The organism is Methylobacterium durans (assembly GCF_003173715.1).
GTDB lineage: Bacteria > Pseudomonadota > Alphaproteobacteria > Rhizobiales > Beijerinckiaceae > Methylobacterium > Methylobacterium durans.
Map to the genome: position 1 here is coordinate 6,379,231 of NZ_CP029550.1, position 20,216 is coordinate 6,399,446.

Annotated in this window: 17 protein-coding genes and 2 pseudogenes; 7 read left to right on the forward strand and 12 right to left on the reverse strand. The window is 72.6% G+C overall.

The features are described from left to right. Positions 1–9: 9 nt before the first annotated feature. Both DK389_RS29925 and DK389_RS29930 read right to left on the reverse strand, forming a co-directional pair. A complete protein-coding gene (locus DK389_RS29925) occupies positions 10–714 on the reverse strand; it encodes an SDR family NAD(P)-dependent oxidoreductase (protein WP_109895254.1) in 705 nt (234 codons plus the stop codon). Next, complete coding sequence (locus DK389_RS29930; protein ID WP_194075137.1) at positions 711–1,193, reverse strand: nucleoside deaminase; 483 nt, start codon at positions 1,191–1,193, stop codon at positions 711–713. The genes DK389_RS29925 and DK389_RS29930 overlap by 4 nt, the downstream gene beginning before the upstream one ends. A gap of 234 nt (positions 1,194–1,427) precedes the next feature. On the opposite strand from DK389_RS29930, the gene DK389_RS29935 reads away from it, so the two are divergent. The 3 genes from DK389_RS29935 (at position 1,428) to rsmD (ending at position 4,451) form a co-directional block, all read left to right on the forward strand. Next, positions 1,428–1,604, forward strand: a complete 177-nt coding sequence (locus DK389_RS29935; RefSeq protein ID WP_109895258.1) for a DUF1328 domain-containing protein — start codon at positions 1,428–1,430, stop codon at positions 1,602–1,604. 147 nt (positions 1,605–1,751) lie between these two features. Further along, positions 1,752–3,341 (forward strand): pseudouridine synthase, encoded by a 1,590-nt coding sequence (locus DK389_RS29940; RefSeq protein WP_236960438.1) that lies wholly within the window; start codon positions 1,752–1,754, stop codon positions 3,339–3,341. A 540-nt stretch (positions 3,342–3,881) separates the two neighbouring features. After that, positions 3,882–4,451: a 16S rRNA (guanine(966)-N(2))-methyltransferase RsmD gene (gene rsmD / locus DK389_RS29945; RefSeq protein ID WP_109895260.1), complete on the forward strand. Its 570-nt coding sequence runs from the start codon at positions 3,882–3,884 to the stop codon at positions 4,449–4,451. Positions 4,452–4,466: 15 nt separating this feature from the next. Here the strand turns inward: rsmD and mutL are convergent. From mutL to DK389_RS29960, 3 genes and pseudogenes are all read right to left on the reverse strand, one after another. Continuing rightward, a pseudogene (gene mutL, locus DK389_RS29950) lies at positions 4,467–6,433 on the reverse strand (DNA mismatch repair endonuclease MutL). Between the two features lie 62 nt (positions 6,434–6,495). After that, complete coding sequence (locus tag DK389_RS29955) at positions 6,496–6,831, reverse strand: hypothetical protein (protein WP_109896970.1); 336 nt, start codon at positions 6,829–6,831, stop codon at positions 6,496–6,498. Positions 6,832–6,946: 115 nt separating this feature from the next. Continuing rightward, positions 6,947–7,975: a KpsF/GutQ family sugar-phosphate isomerase gene (locus tag DK389_RS29960; protein ID WP_109895262.1), complete on the reverse strand. Its 1,029-nt coding sequence runs from the start codon at positions 7,973–7,975 to the stop codon at positions 6,947–6,949. A gap of 303 nt (positions 7,976–8,278) precedes the next feature. Between DK389_RS29960 and DK389_RS29965 the strand changes: the two genes are divergently transcribed. After that, on the forward strand, positions 8,279–10,000 hold the full coding sequence (locus DK389_RS29965) for an outer membrane beta-barrel protein (protein WP_194075138.1): 1,722 nt from the start codon (positions 8,279–8,281) through the stop codon (positions 9,998–10,000). A gap of 19 nt (positions 10,001–10,019) precedes the next feature. Here DK389_RS29965 and DK389_RS29970 read toward each other — a convergent pair. The 6 genes and pseudogenes from DK389_RS29970 to DK389_RS29995 form a co-directional block, all read right to left on the reverse strand. Further along, a pseudogene (locus tag DK389_RS29970) lies at positions 10,020–10,615 on the reverse strand (AprI/Inh family metalloprotease inhibitor). A 170-nt stretch (positions 10,616–10,785) separates the two neighbouring features. Next, positions 10,786–11,589: a succinate dehydrogenase iron-sulfur subunit gene (locus DK389_RS29975; protein ID WP_109895264.1), complete on the reverse strand. Its 804-nt coding sequence runs from the start codon at positions 11,587–11,589 to the stop codon at positions 10,786–10,788. 96 nt (positions 11,590–11,685) lie between these two features. Continuing rightward, entirely contained in the window at positions 11,686–13,500 is a 1,815-nt protein-coding gene (gene sdhA, locus DK389_RS29980; RefSeq protein ID WP_109895266.1) for a succinate dehydrogenase flavoprotein subunit, read from the reverse strand. 32 nt (positions 13,501–13,532) lie between these two features. Continuing rightward, positions 13,533–13,946, reverse strand: a complete 414-nt coding sequence (gene sdhD, locus DK389_RS29985) for a succinate dehydrogenase, hydrophobic membrane anchor protein (protein WP_109895268.1) — start codon at positions 13,944–13,946, stop codon at positions 13,533–13,535. 13 nt (positions 13,947–13,959) lie between these two features. Beyond that, positions 13,960–14,361, reverse strand: a complete 402-nt coding sequence (gene sdhC / locus DK389_RS29990) for a succinate dehydrogenase, cytochrome b556 subunit (protein WP_109895270.1) — start codon at positions 14,359–14,361, stop codon at positions 13,960–13,962. 134 nt (positions 14,362–14,495) lie between these two features. Continuing rightward, positions 14,496–15,806: an SLC13 family permease gene (locus DK389_RS29995; protein ID WP_418292087.1), complete on the reverse strand. Its 1,311-nt coding sequence runs from the start codon at positions 15,804–15,806 to the stop codon at positions 14,496–14,498. 304 nt (positions 15,807–16,110) lie between these two features. On the opposite strand from DK389_RS29995, the gene DK389_RS30000 reads away from it, so the two are divergent. From DK389_RS30000 to DK389_RS34765, 3 genes are all read left to right on the forward strand, one after another. Beyond that, the gene (locus DK389_RS30000) at positions 16,111–16,995 is read left to right on the forward strand and encodes a LysR substrate-binding domain-containing protein (protein ID WP_109895274.1); all 885 of its coding nucleotides are present in this window, start codon (positions 16,111–16,113) and stop codon (positions 16,993–16,995) included. A gap of 83 nt (positions 16,996–17,078) precedes the next feature. Continuing rightward, entirely contained in the window at positions 17,079–18,074 is a 996-nt protein-coding gene (locus DK389_RS34760) for a thiamine pyrophosphate-binding protein (RefSeq protein ID WP_236960439.1), read from the forward strand. Next, positions 17,987–18,766 (forward strand): thiamine pyrophosphate-dependent enzyme, encoded by a 780-nt coding sequence (locus DK389_RS34765; protein WP_236960442.1) that lies wholly within the window; start codon positions 17,987–17,989, stop codon positions 18,764–18,766. Before DK389_RS34760 ends, DK389_RS34765 begins: the two co-directional genes overlap by 88 nt. Before the next feature lie 3 nt (positions 18,767–18,769). Here the strand turns inward: DK389_RS34765 and DK389_RS30010 are convergent, their stop codons facing one another. Further along, entirely contained in the window at positions 18,770–20,107 is a 1,338-nt protein-coding gene (locus DK389_RS30010; RefSeq protein ID WP_109895276.1) for an Nramp family divalent metal transporter, read from the reverse strand. Positions 20,108–20,216: the final 109 nt, after the last annotated feature.

Here is a 20,216-nt window from a genome sequence, read left to right on the forward strand (position 1 = left end):
CGAGCGCGGTCAGAACCGCTCGACCCAGGGGCGGAGCGCCACCTCCGAGGTCCAGGCGCTGCGGTCCTGGCGGAGGAGGTCGCGATAGGCGCGGGCGATGGCGTCGGGATCGAGGGTGCTGTCCGGCGCGTCCGGGGGTTCGCCCCCGCGGGCCGGGTTCCGGATGGCGCCGTCGATCACGAAATGGGCGACGTGGATGCCCTGGGGCTGCAATTCGCGCGCGAGGCTCTCGGAGAGGCCCCGCAGGGCGAACTTGCCCATGGCGAAGGGGCTCGACCCGGCAAAGCCCTTCAGGCTGGCCGAGGCGCCCGTGAACAGGAGCGCCCCGTGCCGGGCGGGCAGCATGCGCCGGGCGGCCGCCTGCGCCACCAGGAAGCCGCCGAAGGCCGTCACCGCGAGCGCCCGCTCCACCGCCGCCGGATCGAGATCGACGAGGGGGCCGCGCAGGCGCCCGCTCGCGTTGTAGACCACCACGTCCGGGTGGCCGCCGAGCGCCAGCTCCAGCCGGGCGAACAGCGCCTCGACCTCGGCCGGGCGGCACGCGTCGCAGGCGTGGATGGCCGCCCCGGTCTCGGCCGCGAGGGCGTCGAGCTTGCCGACGTCGCGGGCGGCGAGCCCGACCCGCATCCCCTCCCCCGCGAAGAGCCGGGCGAGCGAGGCGCTGAGCCCCGAGCCGGCCCCGACGATGAGGGCGCGCTGGTAGCGTGGAATCATCCCGTCTCTCCCTCTGGCTCGCGCCGCGCCGCGAAGAAGCCGCGCAGCAGTTGCGCCGCCTCCGCCTCCCGCAGGCCCCCGTAGACCTCCGGCGCGTGGTGGCAGGTCGGCTGGTTGAACACCCGCGACCCGTGCTCGACGCCGCCGCCCTTCGGGTCGGAGGCGGCGAAGTAGAGCCGCCGGATCCGCGCGAAGGAGATGGCGCCCGCGCACATCGGGCAGGGTTCGAGCGTCACGTAGAGGTCGCAGCCGGTCAGGCGCTCGTCGCCGAGGCGAGCGCAGGCGGCGCGGATCGCCAGGATCTCGGCGTGCGCGGTCGGGTCGCTCAAGGCGCGGGGCCGGTTGTGCGCCACAGCCAGCACCGCGCCGTCGCGCACGATCGCGGCGCCGACCGGAACCTCGCCCTCGGCGGCGGCCCGGCGGGCGGCCGCGAAGGCGAGGCTCAGCGGGTCGGGAGGGAGGGGGTCGGGTCCGGGCACGGGCCGCAATCTAGGCGCGGCCGGGCGGCGGGGGAAGCGCCCATGCCCCCTGCGGACGAGGGCGCGCGGCGGCCTCGCGGCCGGGGCCGGAGGAACTGAATGGCGCGGCCCGGCGTAAAGTCGGGACGTAGGGAACGCCGCCGGGCGCGAGCTTCAGGCGGCGGACGACGTCCGGAACCGCCGGCCCAGCTTGGCCGTTGAACCGGCAACATAATCGAAGTCACGGAGAACACCATGATCGGTTGGGCAGTCACCTTCCTCGTCGTCGCCGTCATCGCAGCCCTGCTCGGGTTCGGCGGCATCGCGGGCACCGCCATGGAGGCGGCCAAGATCGTCTTCTTCGTCGCGATCGCGCTGTTCCTCATCTCCGCCGTGTTCGGCGTGATGCGCGGCCGTTCGCCGAGGCTCTGACGAGCCGGCAAACCCGGATCGATCCGGCGGGAGAGGCGGCCTTCGTGGCCGCCTCTGTCGTTTTCAGGGGCCGCGCGGATTCGGGCCCGCGCCCGTCAGGTCCGCATCGCCCTCGCGCGGCCCGCCCGCCTCTGTTATGGGGCGCCCATGAACGCGACCCCGCCCGACGACAAGCCCGAGACCGACCTGCCCGGCGACCGCCCGGACGCGGCTCCCGCCTCCCCTGCCCCCGCCTGGGCGCCCGCGACCGACGCGGGCGTGCCGGGCCCGGATTCCGAGGCCCGCCCGAAGCCCCGCCGTCAGGCCGCGGCGAAGCCCGAGCGCAGCGCGGAGCCCCGCAAGGCCGCGAAGGGACGACGCGCCGAGACCGCCGCGGAGGCGCCCCCCGAGGGCGAGGGCACGCCCGAGGGCGAGCGCATCGCCAAGGCGATCGCGCGGGCCGGGATCGCCTCGCGCCGCGACGCGGAGGCGATGATCGCGGAGGGGCGCGTCAGCCTCAACGGCGAGATCCTGGACTCGCCCGCCATCAACGTCACGGATGCCGACCAGATCACCGTCGACGGCGAGCCCCTGCCCGCCCGCGAGCGCACGAGGCTCTGGCTGTTCCACAAGCCCCGCGGCCTCGTGACCACGGCCCGCGACCCCGAGGGGCGCCAGACCGTGTTCGAGACCCTGCCCGAGGATCTGCCCCGCGTGGTGGCGGTCGGCCGGCTCGACATCAACACCGAGGGTCTCCTCCTCCTCACCAACGACGGCGGCCTCGCCAAGGTGATCGCCCATCCCGACACGGGCTGGCTGCGCCGCTACCGGGTGCGCGCCCACGGCGAGACGACCCAGGCCGAGCTCGACCGTCTGCGCAAGGGCGTCACCATCGAGGGCATGGAGTACGGACCCGTCGAGGCGAGCCTGGACCGGGTGCAGGGCGACAACCTCTGGCTGACGCTGGGGCTCCGCGAGGGCAAGAACCGCGAGGTCAAGCGCATCCTCGAGCATCTCGGCCTCTCCGTGAACCGGCTGATCCGCCTCTCCTTCGGGCCCTTCCAGCTCGGTGACCTGGAGGCCGGCCTCGTCGAGGAGGTGCGCACCAAGGTGCTGAAGGAGCAGCTCGGCCCCGGCCTCTCGGCGCAGGCCGAGGTCGATTTCGAGAGCCCGGTGCGCGAGCCCGTCTCCCCGTTCGGCTCGCCGAAGGCGGCGGCGCGCGAGGCCGCCGCCGCGGCGCGGGGCGCGGCCCGCGGAGACACCCGGCGGGAGGGCCCGCCCCGGCGCGGTGGCGAGGCGCCGCCGCGGGGCGTCCCGGCCGGGCGCGGCGGACCGGGCTTCCCGGCGGAGCGCCCCCCGGCCCGCGTGCCCACCGGCGGCATGGGGCCCGGGCCCCGCCGCTCGGTCTGGCGGTCGGACGAGACGGATGGCCCCGCACCCCTGCGTCCGGCCAAGGTGCCCCGCCGCGGCGCCGACCCGAAGGCGGAGCGCGCGGCCGCCGCCGAGCGGGGGCGCGAGCGTGTCGGCTCGATCCAGACCGGCGAGCGCCGCGTCCTGGTGGAGCGCCTGAAGGCGAGCCCGCCGGAGCCGGCCCCCGAGCCGCACCGCCGCACCAAGTTCGCCACCCTCGACCCCGTGACCGGCGCCCGGACGTTCGCCCGCGCCAAGGGGGCGCGGGTGCCAAGGGTGGCGGGGGTGCGGAGGGTGCCGGGCGCGCGCCGTCCGAGCGGCGGGGTTCGCCGGGCGAGGCGCGCCTGACCCGCACCGGCCCGCGCAGCGAGCGTCCGGACCGGGACCGTCCGGACCGGGACCGCCCTGCCCGCGAGCGTCCTGCCCGCGAGCGACCCGATCAGGATCGTCCCTTCCGGGAGCGTCCCTCCCGGGGCGAGACTTCGCGCGGCGGCCCCCGAGCGGAGACGCGCGGCGGCCCACGGGCGGAGACCGGCAACCGCGGCCCGGCGGCCGGCGCCCGCTGGCGCCAGGAGGGCGGCGAGGGAGAGGCACGCCGGTCGAGCGGTCCGCGCCCCGGCCCCGGGGCGACGCCAAGCCCGGCGGCTTCGGCGGCAGGCCCGGCGGCAAGCCCGGAGGCAAGCCGGGGGGCCGGTTCGGGGACAAGCCCGGCGGCGGCTTCCGCGGCAAGCCGGAGGGCCGCGCCGGCGGCGGCAAGCCCAGTGGCGGCAAGCCCGGTGGCGGCAAGCCCGGCGGGGGGTTCGGCGGTAAGCCCGGCGGCCGGCCGGGCCCGCGCGCCGGCGGCGGCAAGGCTGGCGGCAGGCCCGGCGGCAAGCCCCGCGGCGGGCGGTGAGGATCGTCGGGGGCGCGCTCCGCGGCCGGCGCCTCGCCGCGCCGCGCACGGACGCGATCCGCCCGACCTCGGACCGCCTGCGGGAAGCCCTGTTCAACGTGCTGGCCCACGCCTACGCGGACGCGGTCTCCGGCGCGCGTGTGCTCGACCTGTTCGCCGGGACCGGCGCCCTCGGCTTCGAGGCGCTCTCCCGGGGCGCGTCCTACGCGCTCCTCGTCGACGAGGGGGCGGAGGCGCGCGCCCTCATCCGCCAGAACATCGAGGCGCTGGGGCTCGAGGGCGCCACCCGCCTGTTCCGCCGGGACGCGACGCGGCTCGGCCCGGCGGGGACGAGCGGGCGCTTCGCCCTCGCCTTCTGCGATCCGCCCTACGGCCGCGACCTCGCGCCTGCGGCGCTCTCCTCGGCGGCGGAGGGCGGCTGGCTGGAGCCCGGCGCCCTCGCGGTGATCGAGGAAGCCGCGGACGCCGCGCTCACCCTGCCGCCGGCCTTCAAGTGCCTGGAGCGGCGGGTCTATGGGGACACGGCGGTGATGATCGCGCTCTACGCGGATGGTGCCGGTTCGTGATCGCTCCGGGCCCGCTCAGCGGCGCCCGAACAGCCTCTCGATGTCGGTGAGGCTCAGCGTCACGAAGGTCGGGCGGCCGTGGTTGCAGGAGCCCGAGAGCGGCGTCGCCTCCATCTCGCGCAGCAGCGCGTTCATCTCCTCCGGCCGCAGGCGCCGCCCCGCCCGGATCGAGCCGTGGCAGCTCATCCGCGAGAGCACCGCGTCGAGCCGCCGCCCCAGCGGCCCCGCGGATTCCGGCTCCGCCTCGGCCCCCTCCTCCAGCCCGCTCTCGGCCAGCGCGTCGAGGATGTCCGTGACGAGGTCGCGGATCGAGGCCTGCCCCAGGATCGCGGGCACCTCGCGCACCAGCACGGCGCCGGGGCCGAAGGCCTCGACCGTCAGCCCGAGCCGGTCGAGGTCGGCCGCCGCCGCAACGAGGCGCTCCGCGTCGTGGGACGCCATCTCGACGACGTCCGGGATCAGCAATCCCTGCCGGGCGATGCCGCCCTCCGCCCGCTCCCGCTTGAGCCGCTCGTAGACGAGGCGCTCGTGGGCGGCGTGCTGGTCGACGAGGACGATCCCGTCGCGGGTCTGGGCGACGATGTAGGTCTCGTGGAGTTGCGCCCGCGCGGCCCCGAGCGGATGGTCGAGGGGCTCGCTCCCGGGCCCCGCGCGCCACTCGGCCGCCGGCGGGGCCAGGGGGGGATCCGAAAGGCCGGGTTCGAGCAGCGCCTGGGCCGCCTCGCCGAAGCCCTGCGGCTCCGGGGCGGGCCCGTCCGCCTCCCGCCAAGGCTCCGACGGCGCGCCGAAGGATGGCGCCCGGCCGGGGTGGAAGCTCGGCCGGGCCGGGCGGAACAGGCTCGGGGCGGCCGCGCCCGTATGCGGGCGCAGCGGCGCCGGCCCGTCCTCCGGACCCGCCGCCGGACCCTCCGCCCATGCCGGCCGCAGGGCCTCGAGCGCGCGGGCGGCGCCCGTGGTGGCGGAGCGGGCACCGCCCCGGCGCAGGGCCTCGTGGATCGCGCTGACGATCAGGGCCCGGACGAGGCCCGGATCGCGGAACCGCACCTCGGTCTTGGCCGGGTGCACGTTCACGTCGACGAAGCCCGCGTCGCAGGTGAGGCAGAGCGCCAGGACCGGATGCCGGTCGGAGGCCATGGTGTCGGCGTAGGCGCCGCGCACGGCGCCCAGCAGCAGCCGGTCGCGCACCGGCCGTCCGTTCACCGTGAAGTGGATGTGGGTGGCCGCCCCCCGGTGGAAGGTCGGCAGCCCGACATGACCCGCGAGCGCGAGGCCCTCCCGCGCCATCGAGAGCGGCAGCGCGTTCGGCCCGAAATCGGGTCCGAGCACCGCCACGAGCCGGCGCAGCATCGCTTCCGGCCCCCCTCCGTCTCGGCCGGGAAGACGATCGGCTGGCCGGATTCGGTGCGGAGCGTGAAGCGGATGCTGGGCTCGGCCACCGCCAGACGGCGCAGCATGTCGGCGATGGCCGCCGTCTCGGCTCGGTCGGATTTCAGGAACTTGAGTCGGGCGGGCGTCGCCGAGAACAGATCGGTCACCTCGATGCGGGTGCCGCGGGCGGCAGGTGCCGGGCGCACCGCGCCCTTGATGCCGGCATCGACGGTGAGGCTCGCGCCGGACGAGGCATGCGCCGTCCGGGTGGTGATCGTGAGGCGCGCCACAGCCGCGATCGAGGGCAGCGCCTCGCCGCGAAAGCCTAAGGAGGCGATGCGGGTGAGGTCCCCGTCCGGCAGCTTCGAGGTGGCGTGGCGCTCGACCGCGAGCGCCAGATCCTCCGGATCCATGCCGATGCCGTCGTCGACGACCCGGATCAGGCGGCGCCCGCCCCCCTCGATCGTCACCTCGACCGAGCGGGCGCCAGCGTCGATCGCGTTCTCGACGAGTTCCTTCACGGCCGAGGCCGGCCGCTCCACCACCTCGCCCGCGGCGATGCGATCGACGAGGATGGGGTCGAGGCGGCGGACCGGGCGGGCAGGGCTGGGCATGCCGCGTCACTATAGGGGTCGGCCCGCGCCTGCGCGAGCCGACCCAGGCGCTTGCCCGCCCCTCAGCGCGTATAGGTGAAGGTGCTGATCTGGCAGACGTTGATGTTGTTGCGCACCAGCGACTGGCCGTTCTCGAACACCGCCTTGAAGTCGTAGCGGCAGGCGCCCGAGCCATCGTCGATGTTGATGTCGAAAGTTTCCCCGTTCTCGATCACGTCACGGCCGAGAATGTCCTCTTCCCAATCGTCCGTGCCGGTCGTGGAAGCGTAGAAGTGCTTGATCGACATGCCGGTCTTGTTGACGATGTCGACGTGCCGATTGGCGGCCGTCGCGGTGCCGACGGCAAGCAGCAGCATCCCGGCCGCGCCGAGCGCGCCGAGAAGAGACGAAATGCGCATGGTCCAATCCCCCGAATCGGCCATCTCTGTGGCCGAGCTTGGGCGTAGCGCGGATCGATTGAGGTTCCAAGTATAGTCTCTGAGCCGTTATTGATCAGGGCGAGAACAGATTTTGTCAGGCGACGCCAGAGCGGAGCAGATCGTGGTAGTGCACGATGCCGACCGGGCGGCCCTCCTCCACGACGATCAGCGCCGTGATCTTCATGGATTCCTGGATCTCCAGGGCCTTGGCGAGCAGGGTCTCAGGGTTCACCGTGCGGGGATGCGTGCTCATCACCGCCTCGACGCAGACCCGGTCGAGGTCGGTTCGGAACACGTTGCGGCGCAGGTCGCCGTCCGTGACGATGCCGGCAAGGCGCCCGTCGGCCTCGACCACGATCACCGAGCCGAAGCCCTTGGCGTCGATCTCGGCGATGGCCGCCCGCATCGGCGTGCCGCGGGCGACGACGGGCAGCTGCGCGCCCGTGTGCATGACCTCGCGCACCTGCCGGAGCGAGGCGCCGAGGCGTCCGCCCGGGTGGTAGATCGAGAATTCCCGTGCCGAGAAGCCGCGCGCCTCCAGGAGCGCCACCGCGAGCGCGTCGCCCAGCGCCAGCTGCATGGCGGTGGAGGTCGTCGGCGCCAAGCCGTTCGGGCAGGCTTCCCGGGCCTTCGGCAGGGCCAGGCAGACGTCGGCCTCGCGCCCGAGCGTCGAGGCCGCGTTCGACGTGATCGCAACGAGCCCGACGCGGTAGCGCTTGGCGTAGCCGATGATGTCGGCGAGTTCCGTCGTCTCGCCGGACCAGGAGAGCGCCACCACCACGTCGTCCGGCTGCACCATGCCGAGATCGCCGTGGCTCGCCTCGGCGGGGTGAACGTAGAGGGCGGGCGTGCCCGTGGAGGCCAGCGTCGCCGCGATCTTGCGGCCGATATGGCCGGACTTGCCCATGCCGGTGAGGATCACCCGGCCCCGCGCCCGGCCGATCCGCTCGACCGCCGCGGTGAAGGGCGCGCCGAGGCCGTTCGCCACCGCCTCCATCAGGCAAGCGAGGCCCTCGCGTTCGGTGCCGATGGTGCGAAGCGCTGAGGCGACCGCTGCCCCGGCTGCTCCCCCAACGGTCTCCGCCGCCTCGTCGCGCTCGCCGATCCGCTGTGCCAGGGCCATGAACGGGCCGCTCCCCTCGCTGTGCCGTTGCGGGCCCCGCGAGGCCCGATCCGCGGGATCCTTGGCCGGCGAATGTGGTCTCAGCGGGGCCGGGCCGGCAGGGTACGGCCGGGGCCGTTAAGGCACTGCTAACCCTGTTCGTTTACCGACAGTCAAGCTGCGGGCCGCCCGGCACCCCTCGGTGCGCGCGGGCCCGGGGTATCGACGCGACGGCCCCACCCGCGACGGGCGGACCGCCCGCGGGGCACGGGCGGGGGACAAAGGCCGGTGAAGCGGGGCAGGCCGATCGCGCAAGGAAGGCGAGTGCCGGGCCGCGTCGTCGGCCCGGCCTTGGGCGGCCTCGCGCTGCTCGCGGCCATCGGCGGCCCCGCTCTCGCTCAGAGCCCGAATTTCACGGCCACGAGCCCCGTCACGGGCCAGCCCGACAATCCGGGTGCGGGCCTCCTCGCCGGACAGGACGGCCTGCCGACGCTCCGCCCGAACCGCGACCCCGGCGCGCCGGCATCCGGGCTCGCCGGTTTCTCCGCCGAGGGCGAGGACTCGGCCGGCAGCGCCACGGGCCGGTCGGCGCCCAGCCCCGGGACGCAGGCCCGCCTCACGGGCCGAAGTGCCGCCGTCACCGGCCTCGAGGCGAGCAACCGCGCCCTCTCGACCCTGTTGCGCCAGCGCGCGGCTCCGCCCCGGCGCATCGGCACGGCGACGCGCCGGATCACGCAGCAGGCGACGCAGATCCCGCCGCCCGCGCTGCGCCTCAGCCCGGTCGTGCAGAACCCGGTCGTCGGCGTGCCCCTGCCCGCCCTCTCGCCGGCCTTCCTGCCGACGCTCGGCCTGCAGACGCCGGGCTCGCTCCTCGCCAACGCCCTGCGCCGGCCGCTCGCCACCGACGACGCCTACGCGCCGCTTGGGATCAGGCTCGGCAGCTTCACGCTGTTCCCGTCCTTCACGCAGAGCCTCGGCTACGACACCAACCCGGACCAGACCACGAACCGGCTGGCGCGGGGCTCGGTGGCCCTGAGGAGCGAGGGCGAGCTCAATTTCCGCAGCGATTGGTCGGCGCATGAGTTCGCGGGCGAGTTGCGCGGCGGCTACTCGAACTTCCCTGAGAACGACGCGGCGAGCCGGCCGAACGGGGCCGGCGCGGTGCGGCTTCGCCTCGATGCCAACCGGGACTTGCGCGTCGATGTGGAGGGGCGCTTCCTCGTCGACACGCAGCGCACGAGCAGTCCCGACCTACAGGCGGCGGCGGTCTTTCGGCCGATCGTGGCGACCTACGGCACCTCGCTCGGCGCCACCCAGAATTTCAACCGCCTGCAGGTCTCGCTGCGCGGCTCGGTCGACCGCTCGGAATTCGAGGATGCCCGCCTCTCGAACGGCACGGTCCTGCCCCAGTCCGACCGCAACCTGAACCAGTACGGCCTGCGCCTGCGCACGGCCTACGAGATATCGCCGGTGATCACGCCCTTCGTGGACCTTCTGGCGGATACCCGGATCTACGACCTGCAACGCGACTCGACGGGCCTGCGGCGCGACTCGGACGGCGTCGGGATCACGGCGGGCGCCACCTTCGCCCTCGCCCGCACCGTCACGGGCGAGGTCTCGGCGGGCTTCCAGCACCGCACCTACGTCGATCCGTCGCTGCACGACATCAACGCGCCGCTCCTCAACGCGGCGCTCGTCTGGAGCGCCAGCCCGCTGACCACCGTGCGCTTCGGTGTGGTGAGCGGCGTGACCGAGACGGCGGTGCAGGGGTCGAGCGGCATCCTGACGGAGGCGACGACGCTCGAGGTCCAGCACGACCTCCTGCGCAACCTCTCAATCACGTTGGGCGGGGCGCTCCTCAACAACGAGTACGAGGGGACGAACATCCGCGAGACGGGATTCTCGGCGACCGCCCGGCTCGATTACCGCTTCAACCGCTGGCTGGCGTTCCGCGGCAGCTACATCTACCAGCAGATTGACAGCACGGTTGCGGGCGCGAGCTTCAAGGACAACACCCTGCTGTTCGGCGTGCGGGTGAACCCCTGAAGCTGGCGGAACTCCGGATTCAGCCCCCGCGGACCAGGGCCAGCGAGGCGCCGGACTTGGTGAGCGCCCCGTCGAGGGAACCGCCGCCCTGGCGAAGGCGCGCCGCCACGGTGCCGCCGGCCTGATAGAGGTAAACCTCGCCGTCCCGGTAGTCCCAGGCCGTCACCTTGGCGAGATCCTTGTTGGCGCAGCCCGCGGCCGAGGCTTTGTAGAGGTCGAGCGCCGGCGCGCTCGACAGCGACACCTTGCAGCTCGCGCCCGCCGCGTCCCGCGCGGTCCAGCTGCCGACGACGGCCGAGCGGCCGGTCGCCACCACCGGCGGCGGGGCAGGCGGCGGGGTGACGGGCTCCGCGATGACGTTCGAGCCCGGCGCCACGACCGCGACTTCGCCGCCTACGGGCGGCGGCCCGTCGGGAGCAGCGCTCGCGCCGGGCGGGGGGCGAGCGGGGCCGCGGTCACGGCGCCGGAGGGCACGGCCGGCACGGTCGGTTCGAGCGCCGCCTGCGGGCCGACGCCCGCCCGCGCACGCGGCCCGTCGAAGCGCGAGGTGCCGCAGGCCGCGAGGCTGACGGTGAGCGCGGCGACGGCGAGAGACGACAGCAACTGGCGCGGCATCGATCCACTTCCCTTCAGCGCCTCGACCCGGCGCCTTTGCCCGCCTGCCTCACCGGCAAATGCGCTACCCGCAAGGCGAGGACGGGGGTGCCCCGTGGGGATTGCCGGGGTGTGGCCGGTTTTCGGGGAAGTGTGGCGGGCGCGCCTCACCGGGCGCCCGCAGGCCGCCTTCAGACCTCGCGGGCGATCATCATCTTCTTGATCTCGGCGATCGCCTTCGCCGGATTCAGGTTCTTCGGGCAGGTGTTGGCGCAGTTCATGATCGTGTGGCAGCGATAGAGTCGGAACGGATCGTGGAGCCCGTCGAGGCGCTCGCCCGTGTTCTCGTCGCGCGAGTCGATCAGCCAGCGATAGGCCTGGAGCAGCGCCGCCGGCCCCAGGAAACGGTCGCCGTTCCACCAGTAGCTCGGGCAGCTCGTGGTGCAGCAGGCGCACAGGATGCACTCGTAGAGCCCGTCGAGGCGGGCGCGGTCCTCGGGCGTCTGCTTCCACTCGGTCTCGGGCGCGGGCGTCTCGGTCTGCAGCCAGGGCTCGATGGCCGCGTGCTGGGCGAAGAAGTTCGTCAGGTCCGGCACGAGGTCCTTCAGGACCGGCATATGCGGCAGGGGATAGATCCGCACGGCGGCGGTCTTCTTGCCCGCCGCGTGCTCCTTGCAGGCGTCGATGCCCATCGTGCAGGCGAGCGCGTTCTGCCCCTCGATGTTCATGGCGCAGGAGCCGCAGATGCCCTCGCGGCAGGAGCGGCGGAAGACCAGCGTCGAGTCGACCTTGTTCTTGATCCACAGGAGGGCGTCGAGGACCATCGGCCCGCAATCGTCCCGATCGACCTGATAGGTGTCGATCCGCGGGTTGGCGCCGTCGTCCGGGTTCCAGCGGTAGACCCGGAACTCGGTGAGGTTCTTCGCCCCCGTCGGCGCCGGCCAGGACCGGCCCTCACGGAGCTGGGAGTTCTTGGGAAGGGTGAACTGGGCCATGGATTTCTCGCTCTCACGAGCCGGAGACGCAGCGGCGACCTCGAGACGGGACCGCGTGTCCGCTCCTCTCGGGTCGCCGCATTCGGGAATGACGCGTCAGTACACCCGCGCCTTCGGCTCGATGTACTGGATCTCGTTCGACATCGTGTAGGTGTGGACCGGGCGGTAATCGATCGCGACTTGGTGGCTCGACTCGTCGAGCCAGGAGAGGGTGTGCTTCATCCACTCCCGGTCGTCCCGGTCGGGGAAGTCCTCGCGGGCGTGCGCCCCGCGCGATTCCTTGCGGTTGGCCGCCGATTCCATGGTGACGACCGCCTGGCCGATCAGGTTGTCGAACTCGAGCGTCTCCAGGAGGTCCGTGTTCCAGATCAGCGAGCGGTCGGTGATGCGGATGTCGGCGGCCGCGTTCCAAACTTCGTGGATCAGGCCCTTGCCCTCCTCCAGCACCTCGCCGGTGCGGAACACCGCGCAATTGTTCTGCATGGTCTTCTGCATCTCGAGGCGGAGCTGCGCGGTCGGTGTGGCGCCGTCGGCGTAGCGGAAGCGGTCGAGGCGCCCGAGCGCCTTGTCGGCCGAACCCTTGGGCAGCTCCGGCTGGCGCCCGTTCGCCTCGACGATCTCGGCGCAGCGCAGGCCCGAGGCGCGACCGAACACCACGAGGTCGATCAGCGAGTTCGAGCCGAGGCGGTTCGCCCCGTGCACCGAGACGCAGGCCGCCTCGCCGATCGCCATCAGGCCGGGCACCACGGTGTCGGGGTTGCCGTCCCGGAGGGTCAGCACCTCGCCGTGATAGTTCGTGGGGATGCCGCCCATGTTGTAGTGCACCGTCGGCAGAACGGGAATCGGCTCCTTCGTGACGTCGACGCCCGCGAAGATCTTGGCCGATTCCGAGATGCCGGGCAGGCGCTCGTGCAGGATCTTCGGGTCGAGATGGTCGAGGTGCAGGAAGATGTGGTCGCCTTGCCGGCCGACGCCGCGGCCGGCACGGATCTCCATCGTCATCGAGCGCGAGACCACGTCGCGGGAGGCGAGATCCTTCGCGCTCGGCGCGTAGCGCTCCATGAAGCGCTCGCCCTCGGAATTCGTGAGGTAGCCGCCCTCGCCGCGCGCGCCCTCCGTGATCAGGCAGCCGGCGCCGTAGATGCCGGTCGGGTGGAACTGCACGAACTCCATGTCCTGCAGCGGGAGCCCCGCGCGCAGCACCATGGCGTTGCCGTCGCCCGTGCAGGTGTGGGCGGATGTGGCCGAGAAGTAGGAGCGGCCGTAGCCGCCGGTGGCCAGCACCGTCATCTGGGCGCGGAACCGGTGGATCTCGCCCGATGCCTGGTCGATCGCGATGACGCCGCGGCAGCGGCCGTCCTCGTCCATGATCAGGTCGAGGGCGAAGTACTCGATGAAGAAGTTGGTGTGGTTCTTCACCGCCTGCCCGTAGAGGGTGTGGAGCATGGCGTGGCCCGTGCGGTCGGCCGCCGCGCAGGTGCGCTGGGCCGTGCCCTTGCCGTAGTCGGTGGTCATGCCGCCGAAGGGCCGCTGGTAGATCTTGCCCTCGTCCGTCCGCGAGAAGGGCACGCCCCAATGCTCCAGTTCGTAGACTGCCGCCGGGGCATTGCGCACGAGGTACTCGATCGCGTCCTGGTCGCCGAGCCAGTCCGATCCCTTCACGGTGTCGTACATGTGCCAGCGCCAATCGTCCGGCCCCATATTGCCCAGCGAGGCCGAGATGCCGCCCTGCGCCGCCACCGTGTGCGAGCGGGTCGGGAACACCTTTGTGATGCAGGCGGTGCGCAGGCCTGCCTGGCTGCAGCCGACCGTGGCGCGCAGGCCCGCGCCTCCGGCGCCCACCACGACCACGTCGAAGCTGTGGTCGTGGATAGTGTAGGCGGGCCGGCTCCCGTTCGTTCCGTTGGCCATCGGCGGCTCCTTGATCTCTCGGGGCTTCTCGGTCAGGCGAGGCGGGCGAGGCCCACGCGCAGGATCGCGTAGAGGCAGGCCACGGCGACGACGACCGCGTAGAAATTGTTGGCGAACAGCGCCGCGATGCGCAGAGCCTTGTCGTGGACGTAGTCCTCGATGATCACCTGCATGCCGAGCCGCATGTGGAGCGTCACCGAGATCACGGCGAGGATCAGTATCAGCGCGACGATCGGGTGGCCCATCAGCGCCACCGCCTCCGGATAGGGCCGGCCGGCCATCAGCGAGACGATCACCACGAAGGCGAGCATCAGGGGCGCGTTCGAGGCCGCAGTCAGGCGCTGCAGCCACCAGTGGCTGGCGCCGTGGCCGGAGGGGCCGAGGCCGCGGACGCGTGCGCGCGGCGTGCGGATCGAGAGGTTCGTGTTCTGGCGGTTGTCGGCCATCGGGGAGCCTCCTTCAGCGCAGGGTCAGGGCGAGCGCCCAGATGACGAGGGTCAGCGCCACCGAGCCGATCAGCGTGCCGCGGGACAGCCACATGCGCTCGCCGCGATCCAGCCCGACCCCGAAATCCCACACGAAGTGGCGCAGGCCCCCCAGCATGTGGTGCATCAGTATCCAGGTGTAGCCGAACAGGACGAGGAGCCCGAGCCACGAGCCGAAGAACCACGCGACCCAGGCGTAGGCGGCCGGGCCGGAAGCGAGCGCCACCAGCCAGATCGCGACGAGGGCCGAGCCGCCGTAGAGCGCCGTGCCGGTGACCCGGTGGAACACCGACATCGCCATGGTCCAGGTCCAGCGATAGATCTGGAGATGCGGCGAGAGCGGCTGGGCGACCGTAGGTCTGGCGGTGGGGGCCATGCGGATCCTCGGGTGCTTTCCGAAACTGGACTGTCTCTAAACTCACGTATCGCTAGTGCGGTGCAGCGCAACCCGCAATGCGACAAGGGGCGAACCCGTATCGGCTTGATACCGGCCGTCATCTGTCACGGTGCTCACGGCATCTGTCCCAGGATGCGCCACCACAAGTAGTCGAGCGGGGCAACCACAATCAGGGACACGAGGCCGAGCGCCAGGGTCAGGCGGGTCGCGTCGGCGAGGGCCACGCGCCCGAGGTCGCTCGCGAACACGATCGGGGGCGCCTGATAGGGCAGGAACAGGGTCGAGTAGCCGACCACCTGCACCATCACGACGCTCATCAGGTCGAGGCCCGTCGCCCGCGACATCTCCGAGGCGAGCGCGGTGTAGAGGGCGGGCGCCCCGTTCGCCGTGACGACGAGGGCGAGAGCGCTCGCGATCAGGGTCAGCACGCCGAAGTTCCGGGCCGGCGCGTCCGGCTCCAGCGGCGCGACTGCCAGCAGCGCGTGGCCGAGGCGCGCGCCGAGACCGGTCTCGTTGACGAGGGCGACGAGGCCGAGCAGCGCCGCGATGTAGAAGCAGGTCCTGAGGTTCACGGCGCCGAACGCCTCGGGCCGCAGCACGCCGATGCGGGGCAGAAGGCAGATCACCGCCGCCGAGAGGCCGACCCAGGCCGGGGCGATGTGGTGCAGGCTGTCGGTGACCCAGAGGGCCAGCGTGCCGACGAGGATCAGCGCCAGGCGCCGCTCTTCGCCCGAGAGCGGGGGCAGTGGTGGCAGGCTGGCCGCCGGCGCCTCCAGCCGGTCCGGGAAGATCCTCAGCGTCAGCCAGACGAGGAACGCGCCCTTCACGAGGGCCAGCACGGGCGCGTGCAGCCAGAGATAGGGGAGATAAGCGAGGTGCAGGCCGTGCTGCACTTCGGCGGTGCCCGCCATCACGAGGTTCGGCACGTTGGCGGGCAGGATCGGCGTCGCGACGCCGACCGCGAGCACCGCGCCGGTGCGCCCCTTGCGGCCCGCCGCGAGGCCGAAGGCGTCGCAGAGCGCCAGGACCACGGGCACGAGGAGGGCGATGCGCCCGAGATTCGAGGGCATCACGAAGGCGAGCGCAAAGGAGAAGGCCGTGAGCCCTGCGATGAGGCGCGGGTACGAGCCGCCGAGATGGCCGCTGAGGGAGCGGGCGAGGCGCGCGCCGAGGCCGGTGCGGGTCATGGCGAGCCCCACTACCATGCCGCTGAGCACCAGCCAGAAGGCCGAGGAGGCGAAGCCGGAGAACACGGTCGAGGGCGCGCCGAGGCGGAACAGCATGGCGGCGGCGAAGAACAGCATCGCCGTCACCACTTCGGCGACGCTCGCCGTGGCCCAGAGCCCCATGCAGAGCACGAGGAGAGCGGCCGTGATGAGAAGGGCGGCGTCCCCGCCCGTCAGGCCCGCGAGCCAGCCGTTCAGGAAGCCGTCCAGGGGAGCCTGAGCCTGCATCGGCTGAGAAAGGATCCTGAGACATGGAACGGGCGGGCGCCTGTGCCGACGCCTCGCGAAGCCGGACTCTTCCCTGGAATTGGACCCGTTCGCAATTCGGGATCGGGCGACGGAGCCTTCGCGAATGACGAAGGATCGTCATTGTAACTCCCCGGCGCTGTCTGTGGCATACCAAGGACATTTCGGGCTTTCGCGGTTGACCGCTGGGATCCACGATGCTCCAGCCTTCGCCGCTCGCGCAAGCCCGCGCGGTCGGCGCCTGCGGAGAGGATCGATGCTGCGCTTCGATATCGTCGATCTCGGCCTGTTCCGGCACGTGGTCGAGGCCGGTTCGATCACGCACGGGGCCGAGCGGGCGAACCTCGCCCTCGCCGCCGCCTCCGCCCGGATCCGGGCGATGGAGGACAGCCTCGGCGCCGCCCTCCTCGTGCGCAACCGTCAGGGCGTCACGCCGACGCCGGCCGGGCGGACGCTCCTGGCCCACGCCCGGACGCTGCTCGCCGACATCGAGCGGATGCGCGAGGAGATGTCGGCCTACTCGGGCGGCACCGCGGGCCAGATCCGGATCCTCTCGAACACCAACGCGCTGACGGAGTTCCTGCCGGAGGTGCTCTCGGCCTACCTCGCCCGCCATCCGGGTGTCAGCGTCGACATCGACGAGCGGACCTCCGACGAGATCGTCGGCCTCGTCGCCGAGGGCACGGCCGATCTCGGCATCGTCTCCGGCACGGTGGATACGGGCGCACTGCAGACCTTCCCGTTCCGGGAGGACCGCTTCGTCCTCGTGGCGGCCCCGGATCACCCCCTGGCGGAAAGGGACTCGGCCGGCTTCGCGGAGGTGCTCGCCCACGACCTCGTCGGCCTCGACCGGATGAGCGCGATCACCCGCTTCCTCGCCGACAAGGCGGCCCGGATCGGGCGGCCGATGCGTCTCCGGGTGCAGTTGCGCAGCTTCGACGCGGTCTGCCGCCTCGTCGAGTGCCGGGTCGGACTCGGCATCGTGCCCGAGACCACGGCGCGCCGCGCCGCCCGCGGCATGGCGATCCGGATCGTCCCCCTCGCCGACGGCTGGGCGAGCCGCGATCTCACTCTGTGCCTGCGCAGCCTGGAATCGCTGCCCGTGTTCGCGCAGGATTTCGTGGCGCATCTGCGGGCGTGAGACGCTGACGGCACACCCGTTGCCTCGCGGCCCCGAAGGCGTAGCCTGTCCTCCGGCGTACAGGCGCGAGGAGGTGCGGCGCGATGAGCATCGAGACGGTCGAGGGCCTCGGGCGCCGCCGCGGCGCCGCCGTGCTCGTCGAGGTGCTGCGCAGCGAGGGCGTGCGCTACATCTTCGGCAATCCGGGCACGACCGAGCTGCCCCTGATCGACGCCCTGACGGACGCGCCCGACATCGCCTACGTGCTGGCGCTGCAGGAGGCGAGCGCGGTGGCGATGGCGGACGGCTACGCGCAAGCGGCGCGCCGGCCCGCCTTCCTCAACCTGCACACGGCGGGCGGCCTCGGCCACGGCTTCGGCAACCTGCTCAACGCCCAGATCGCCGGCACCCCCCTGGTGGTGACGGCGGGCCAGCAGGATTCGCGGCACGCCATCACCGATCCGCTCCTGTTCGGCGATCTCGTCACCATCGCGGCGCCGACCGTGAAGTGGGCCCGCGAGGTCACCCACGCCGACCAGCTCCCGATCCTGCTCCGCCGCGCCTTCCACGACAGCAGCGCGGCTCCCTCCGGCCCCGTCTTCCTGTCGCTGCCGATGGACGTGATGGAGGAGATGACGGACGCCTCCCCCGGCGAGATCTCGACCATCGACCGCTGCGCGGTCGCCGGCTCCCTCGACAGGCTCGCCGATCACCTGGCCGGCCTCGCACCGGGCCGCCTCGCGATCATCGCGGGCGACGAGATCGAGGCGAGCGACGCCTCGGCCGAGGCCGTCCGCCTCGCCGACGCGCTGGCCGCCCCCGTCTACGGCTCGTCCTGGCCGGCCCACATCCCCTTCCCGACGGCGCACCCGCTCTGGGCGGGCAACCTGCCGACGAAAGCCACCGAGATCGCCGAGATTTTGGGCGCCTACGACGCCGTCTTCGCGCTCGGCGGAAAGTCGCTGATCACGGTGCTCTACACGGAAGGGCCGGCGGTGCCCCCGGCACCCAGGTGTTCCAGCTCTCGGCGGACGTGCGCGACCTCGGCCGGACCTACTCGACGGCGCTCTCCATGGTCGGCGACATCCGCGCCTCCTTGAGGGCATTGCAGCCCCTTCTGGAAGCACGCATCGCCGACCGGGCCGAGACCTACGCGGCCCTCCGTGCGCGGGCGGTGACGACCTACGAGGAGCGGCGCGCCCGCCTCTCGGCGGCGGCGGACGCGGCCTTCGCCGACCCCGTGATCCAGCCCCTCGTCGCCGCCCGCGAGATCGCCCGGGCGGTGGGGGCCGACACGGCGATCGTCGACGAGGCGCCGGCGACCCTCGGCCACCTGCGGACCTTCCTGCACAGCGCCTGGACACGGCAATATTCCTCGATCCGCGGCGGGGTGCTCGGCTGGGGCATGCCGGCGGCGGTCGGCTTCTCGCTCGGCCTCGACCGGGCGCCCGTCGTCAACGTGGTCGGCGACGGGGCGGCGATGTACTCGCCGCAGGCCCTGTGGAGCGCGGCTCACGAGCGGCTGCCCGTGACCTTCGTCGTCATCAACAACGCCGAGTACAACATCCTGAAGCGCTTCATGCGGGGGCAGGCGCACTACGCCTCGGCGCGGGCCAATCGCTACATCGCCATGGATCTCGTCGACCCGCGCATCGACTTTCCCGCGCTCGCCGCCTCGATGGGCGTGCCCGCTCGCCGGGTAAATCGGGCCGCCGACATCGCGCCCGCGGTTGAGGCCGGCATCCGCTCCGGCGTGCCGAACCTCGTCGAGATCGTCGTCAGCCCGACGTGATCCTCAATCCCCCGCGAGCCCCGGCACCGGCAGCCCGAAGGCCTGGGCCAGCAGCACGACGTTGAGCGCGAGCACGATGGTCGCTCCGGCCACGGCCGCGATCTGCGTGAGCCGGCCGTTGGCGAAGGCCCCCATCAGGTCCGGCCGACGGGTGAACAGGACGAGCGCGATCATCGGCACGGGCAGTGCCAGCGAGAGCACGACCTGGCTCAGCACGAGCGCCCGGGTCGGGTCGACGCCGATCGCGATCACCGCGAAGGCGGGCAGCATGGTCACGAGGCGGCGCAGCCAGAGCGGGATGCGCCAGCCGACGAAGCCCTGCATCACGAGTTGCCCCGCCATCGTGCCGACCACCGAGGAGGAGAGGCCCGAGGCGATCAGCGAGACCAGGAACACGCCCGCAGCCGCCGGCCCGAGGAGCGGGGTCAGGGTGTGGTAGGCCTGGGAGATCTCCGCCACGTCGCTGTGCCCGAGGTGGAAGGCGGAGGCCGCCATGATCACCATCGACATGTTGACGAGGCCCGCGATGGCGAGGGCGATCACCACCTCGCGGTTCGAGTAGCGCAGGAGCCGGCGCCGATCGGAATCGTCGCGGGCGATCGTGCGGCTCTGGGTCAGGCCCGAATGCAGGAACAGGGCGTGGGGCATCACGGTGGCGCCGATGATGCCGACCGCGATGGTGAGCGCCTCCGCGTCCGGGATGCGCGGCGTGGTGAGCCCCTTCGCCGCGTCGCCCCAGGCGATCGGCGCGATGAACAGCTCGACCGCGTAGCAGAGCCCGATCGTCAGGACCATGGTCCCGATCACGATCTCCATCCAGCGGAAGCCGCCCCGCTCCAGGAGCAGGATCCCGTAGGTGACGATCGCGGTCACGACCATGCCGGCGAAGAGCGGCATGCCGGTCAGGAGCGCGAGGCCGATCGCGCCGCCCAGGAACTCCGCGAGGTCGGTCGCCATCGCGGCGAGCTCGCTCACCACCCACATCGTCAGGCGCACGGGTTTCGAGAACTCGTCCCGGCAGACCTCGGCGAGGTTGCGGTTCGTCACGATGCCGAGCTTGGCCGAGAGCGCCTGGAACAGCATGGCCACGAGATTCGCGACCAGCACCACCCAGAGCAGGGTGTAGCCGTACTTGGCGCCGGCCTGGATGTTGGTCGCGAAATTGCCCGGGTCCATGTAGGCGATCGAGGCCATCACGGCGGGGCCGGTGAACAGCAAGAATCGACCGCGCCCGCGGTGGCGCCCGTCGAGGACGTCGCGGATCTCGCGCTCGGTGCGGCGGCTCAAGCCCTCGGGGGGCTGCGCCGGAAGCGCATCTCTGGTCAGGGTCTGTGCCGGCATGATTCGCCCGTGCGCTACGGTTCTTTATAGCATCAGCTATAATGATGTGCCTGGGCTCAAGATCAAGTGTCGAGTTCGAACGGGACTCCCCTCCCCGCCCGGATTTGCT

What these genes read in the sequence shown, in the direction of transcription:
- DK389_RS29925 (WP_109895254.1), bottom strand. Translation starts at nt 714, where the DNA reads ATGATTCCACGCTACCAGCGCGCCCTCATCGTCGGGGCCGGCTCGGGG.
- DK389_RS29935 (WP_109895258.1), top strand. Translation starts at nt 1,428, where the DNA reads ATGATCGGTTGGGCAGTCACCTTCCTCGTCGTCGCCGTCATCGCAGCC.
- DK389_RS29940 (WP_236960438.1), top strand. Translation starts at nt 1,752, where the DNA reads ATGAACGCGACCCCGCCCGACGACAAGCCCGAGACCGACCTGCCCGGC.
- DK389_RS29955 (WP_109896970.1), bottom strand. Translation starts at nt 6,831, where the DNA reads ATGCGCATTTCGTCTCTTCTCGGCGCGCTCGGCGCGGCCGGGATGCTG.
- DK389_RS29960 (WP_109895262.1), bottom strand. Translation starts at nt 7,975, where the DNA reads ATGGCCCTGGCACAGCGGATCGGCGAGCGCGACGAGGCGGCGGAGACC.
- DK389_RS29975 (WP_109895264.1), bottom strand. Translation starts at nt 11,589, where the DNA reads ATGGCCCAGTTCACCCTTCCCAAGAACTCCCAGCTCCGTGAGGGCCGG.
- sdhA (WP_109895266.1), bottom strand. Translation starts at nt 13,500, where the DNA reads ATGGCCAACGGAACGAACGGGAGCCGGCCCGCCTACACTATCCACGAC.
- sdhD (WP_109895268.1), bottom strand. Translation starts at nt 13,946, where the DNA reads ATGGCCGACAACCGCCAGAACACGAACCTCTCGATCCGCACGCCGCGC.
- sdhC (WP_109895270.1), bottom strand. Translation starts at nt 14,361, where the DNA reads ATGGCCCCCACCGCCAGACCTACGGTCGCCCAGCCGCTCTCGCCGCAT.
- DK389_RS30000 (WP_109895274.1), top strand. Translation starts at nt 16,111, where the DNA reads ATGCTGCGCTTCGATATCGTCGATCTCGGCCTGTTCCGGCACGTGGTC.
- DK389_RS34760 (WP_236960439.1), top strand. Translation starts at nt 17,079, where the DNA reads ATGAGCATCGAGACGGTCGAGGGCCTCGGGCGCCGCCGCGGCGCCGCC.
- DK389_RS30010 (WP_109895276.1), bottom strand. Translation starts at nt 20,107, where the DNA reads ATGCCGGCACAGACCCTGACCAGAGATGCGCTTCCGGCGCAGCCCCCC.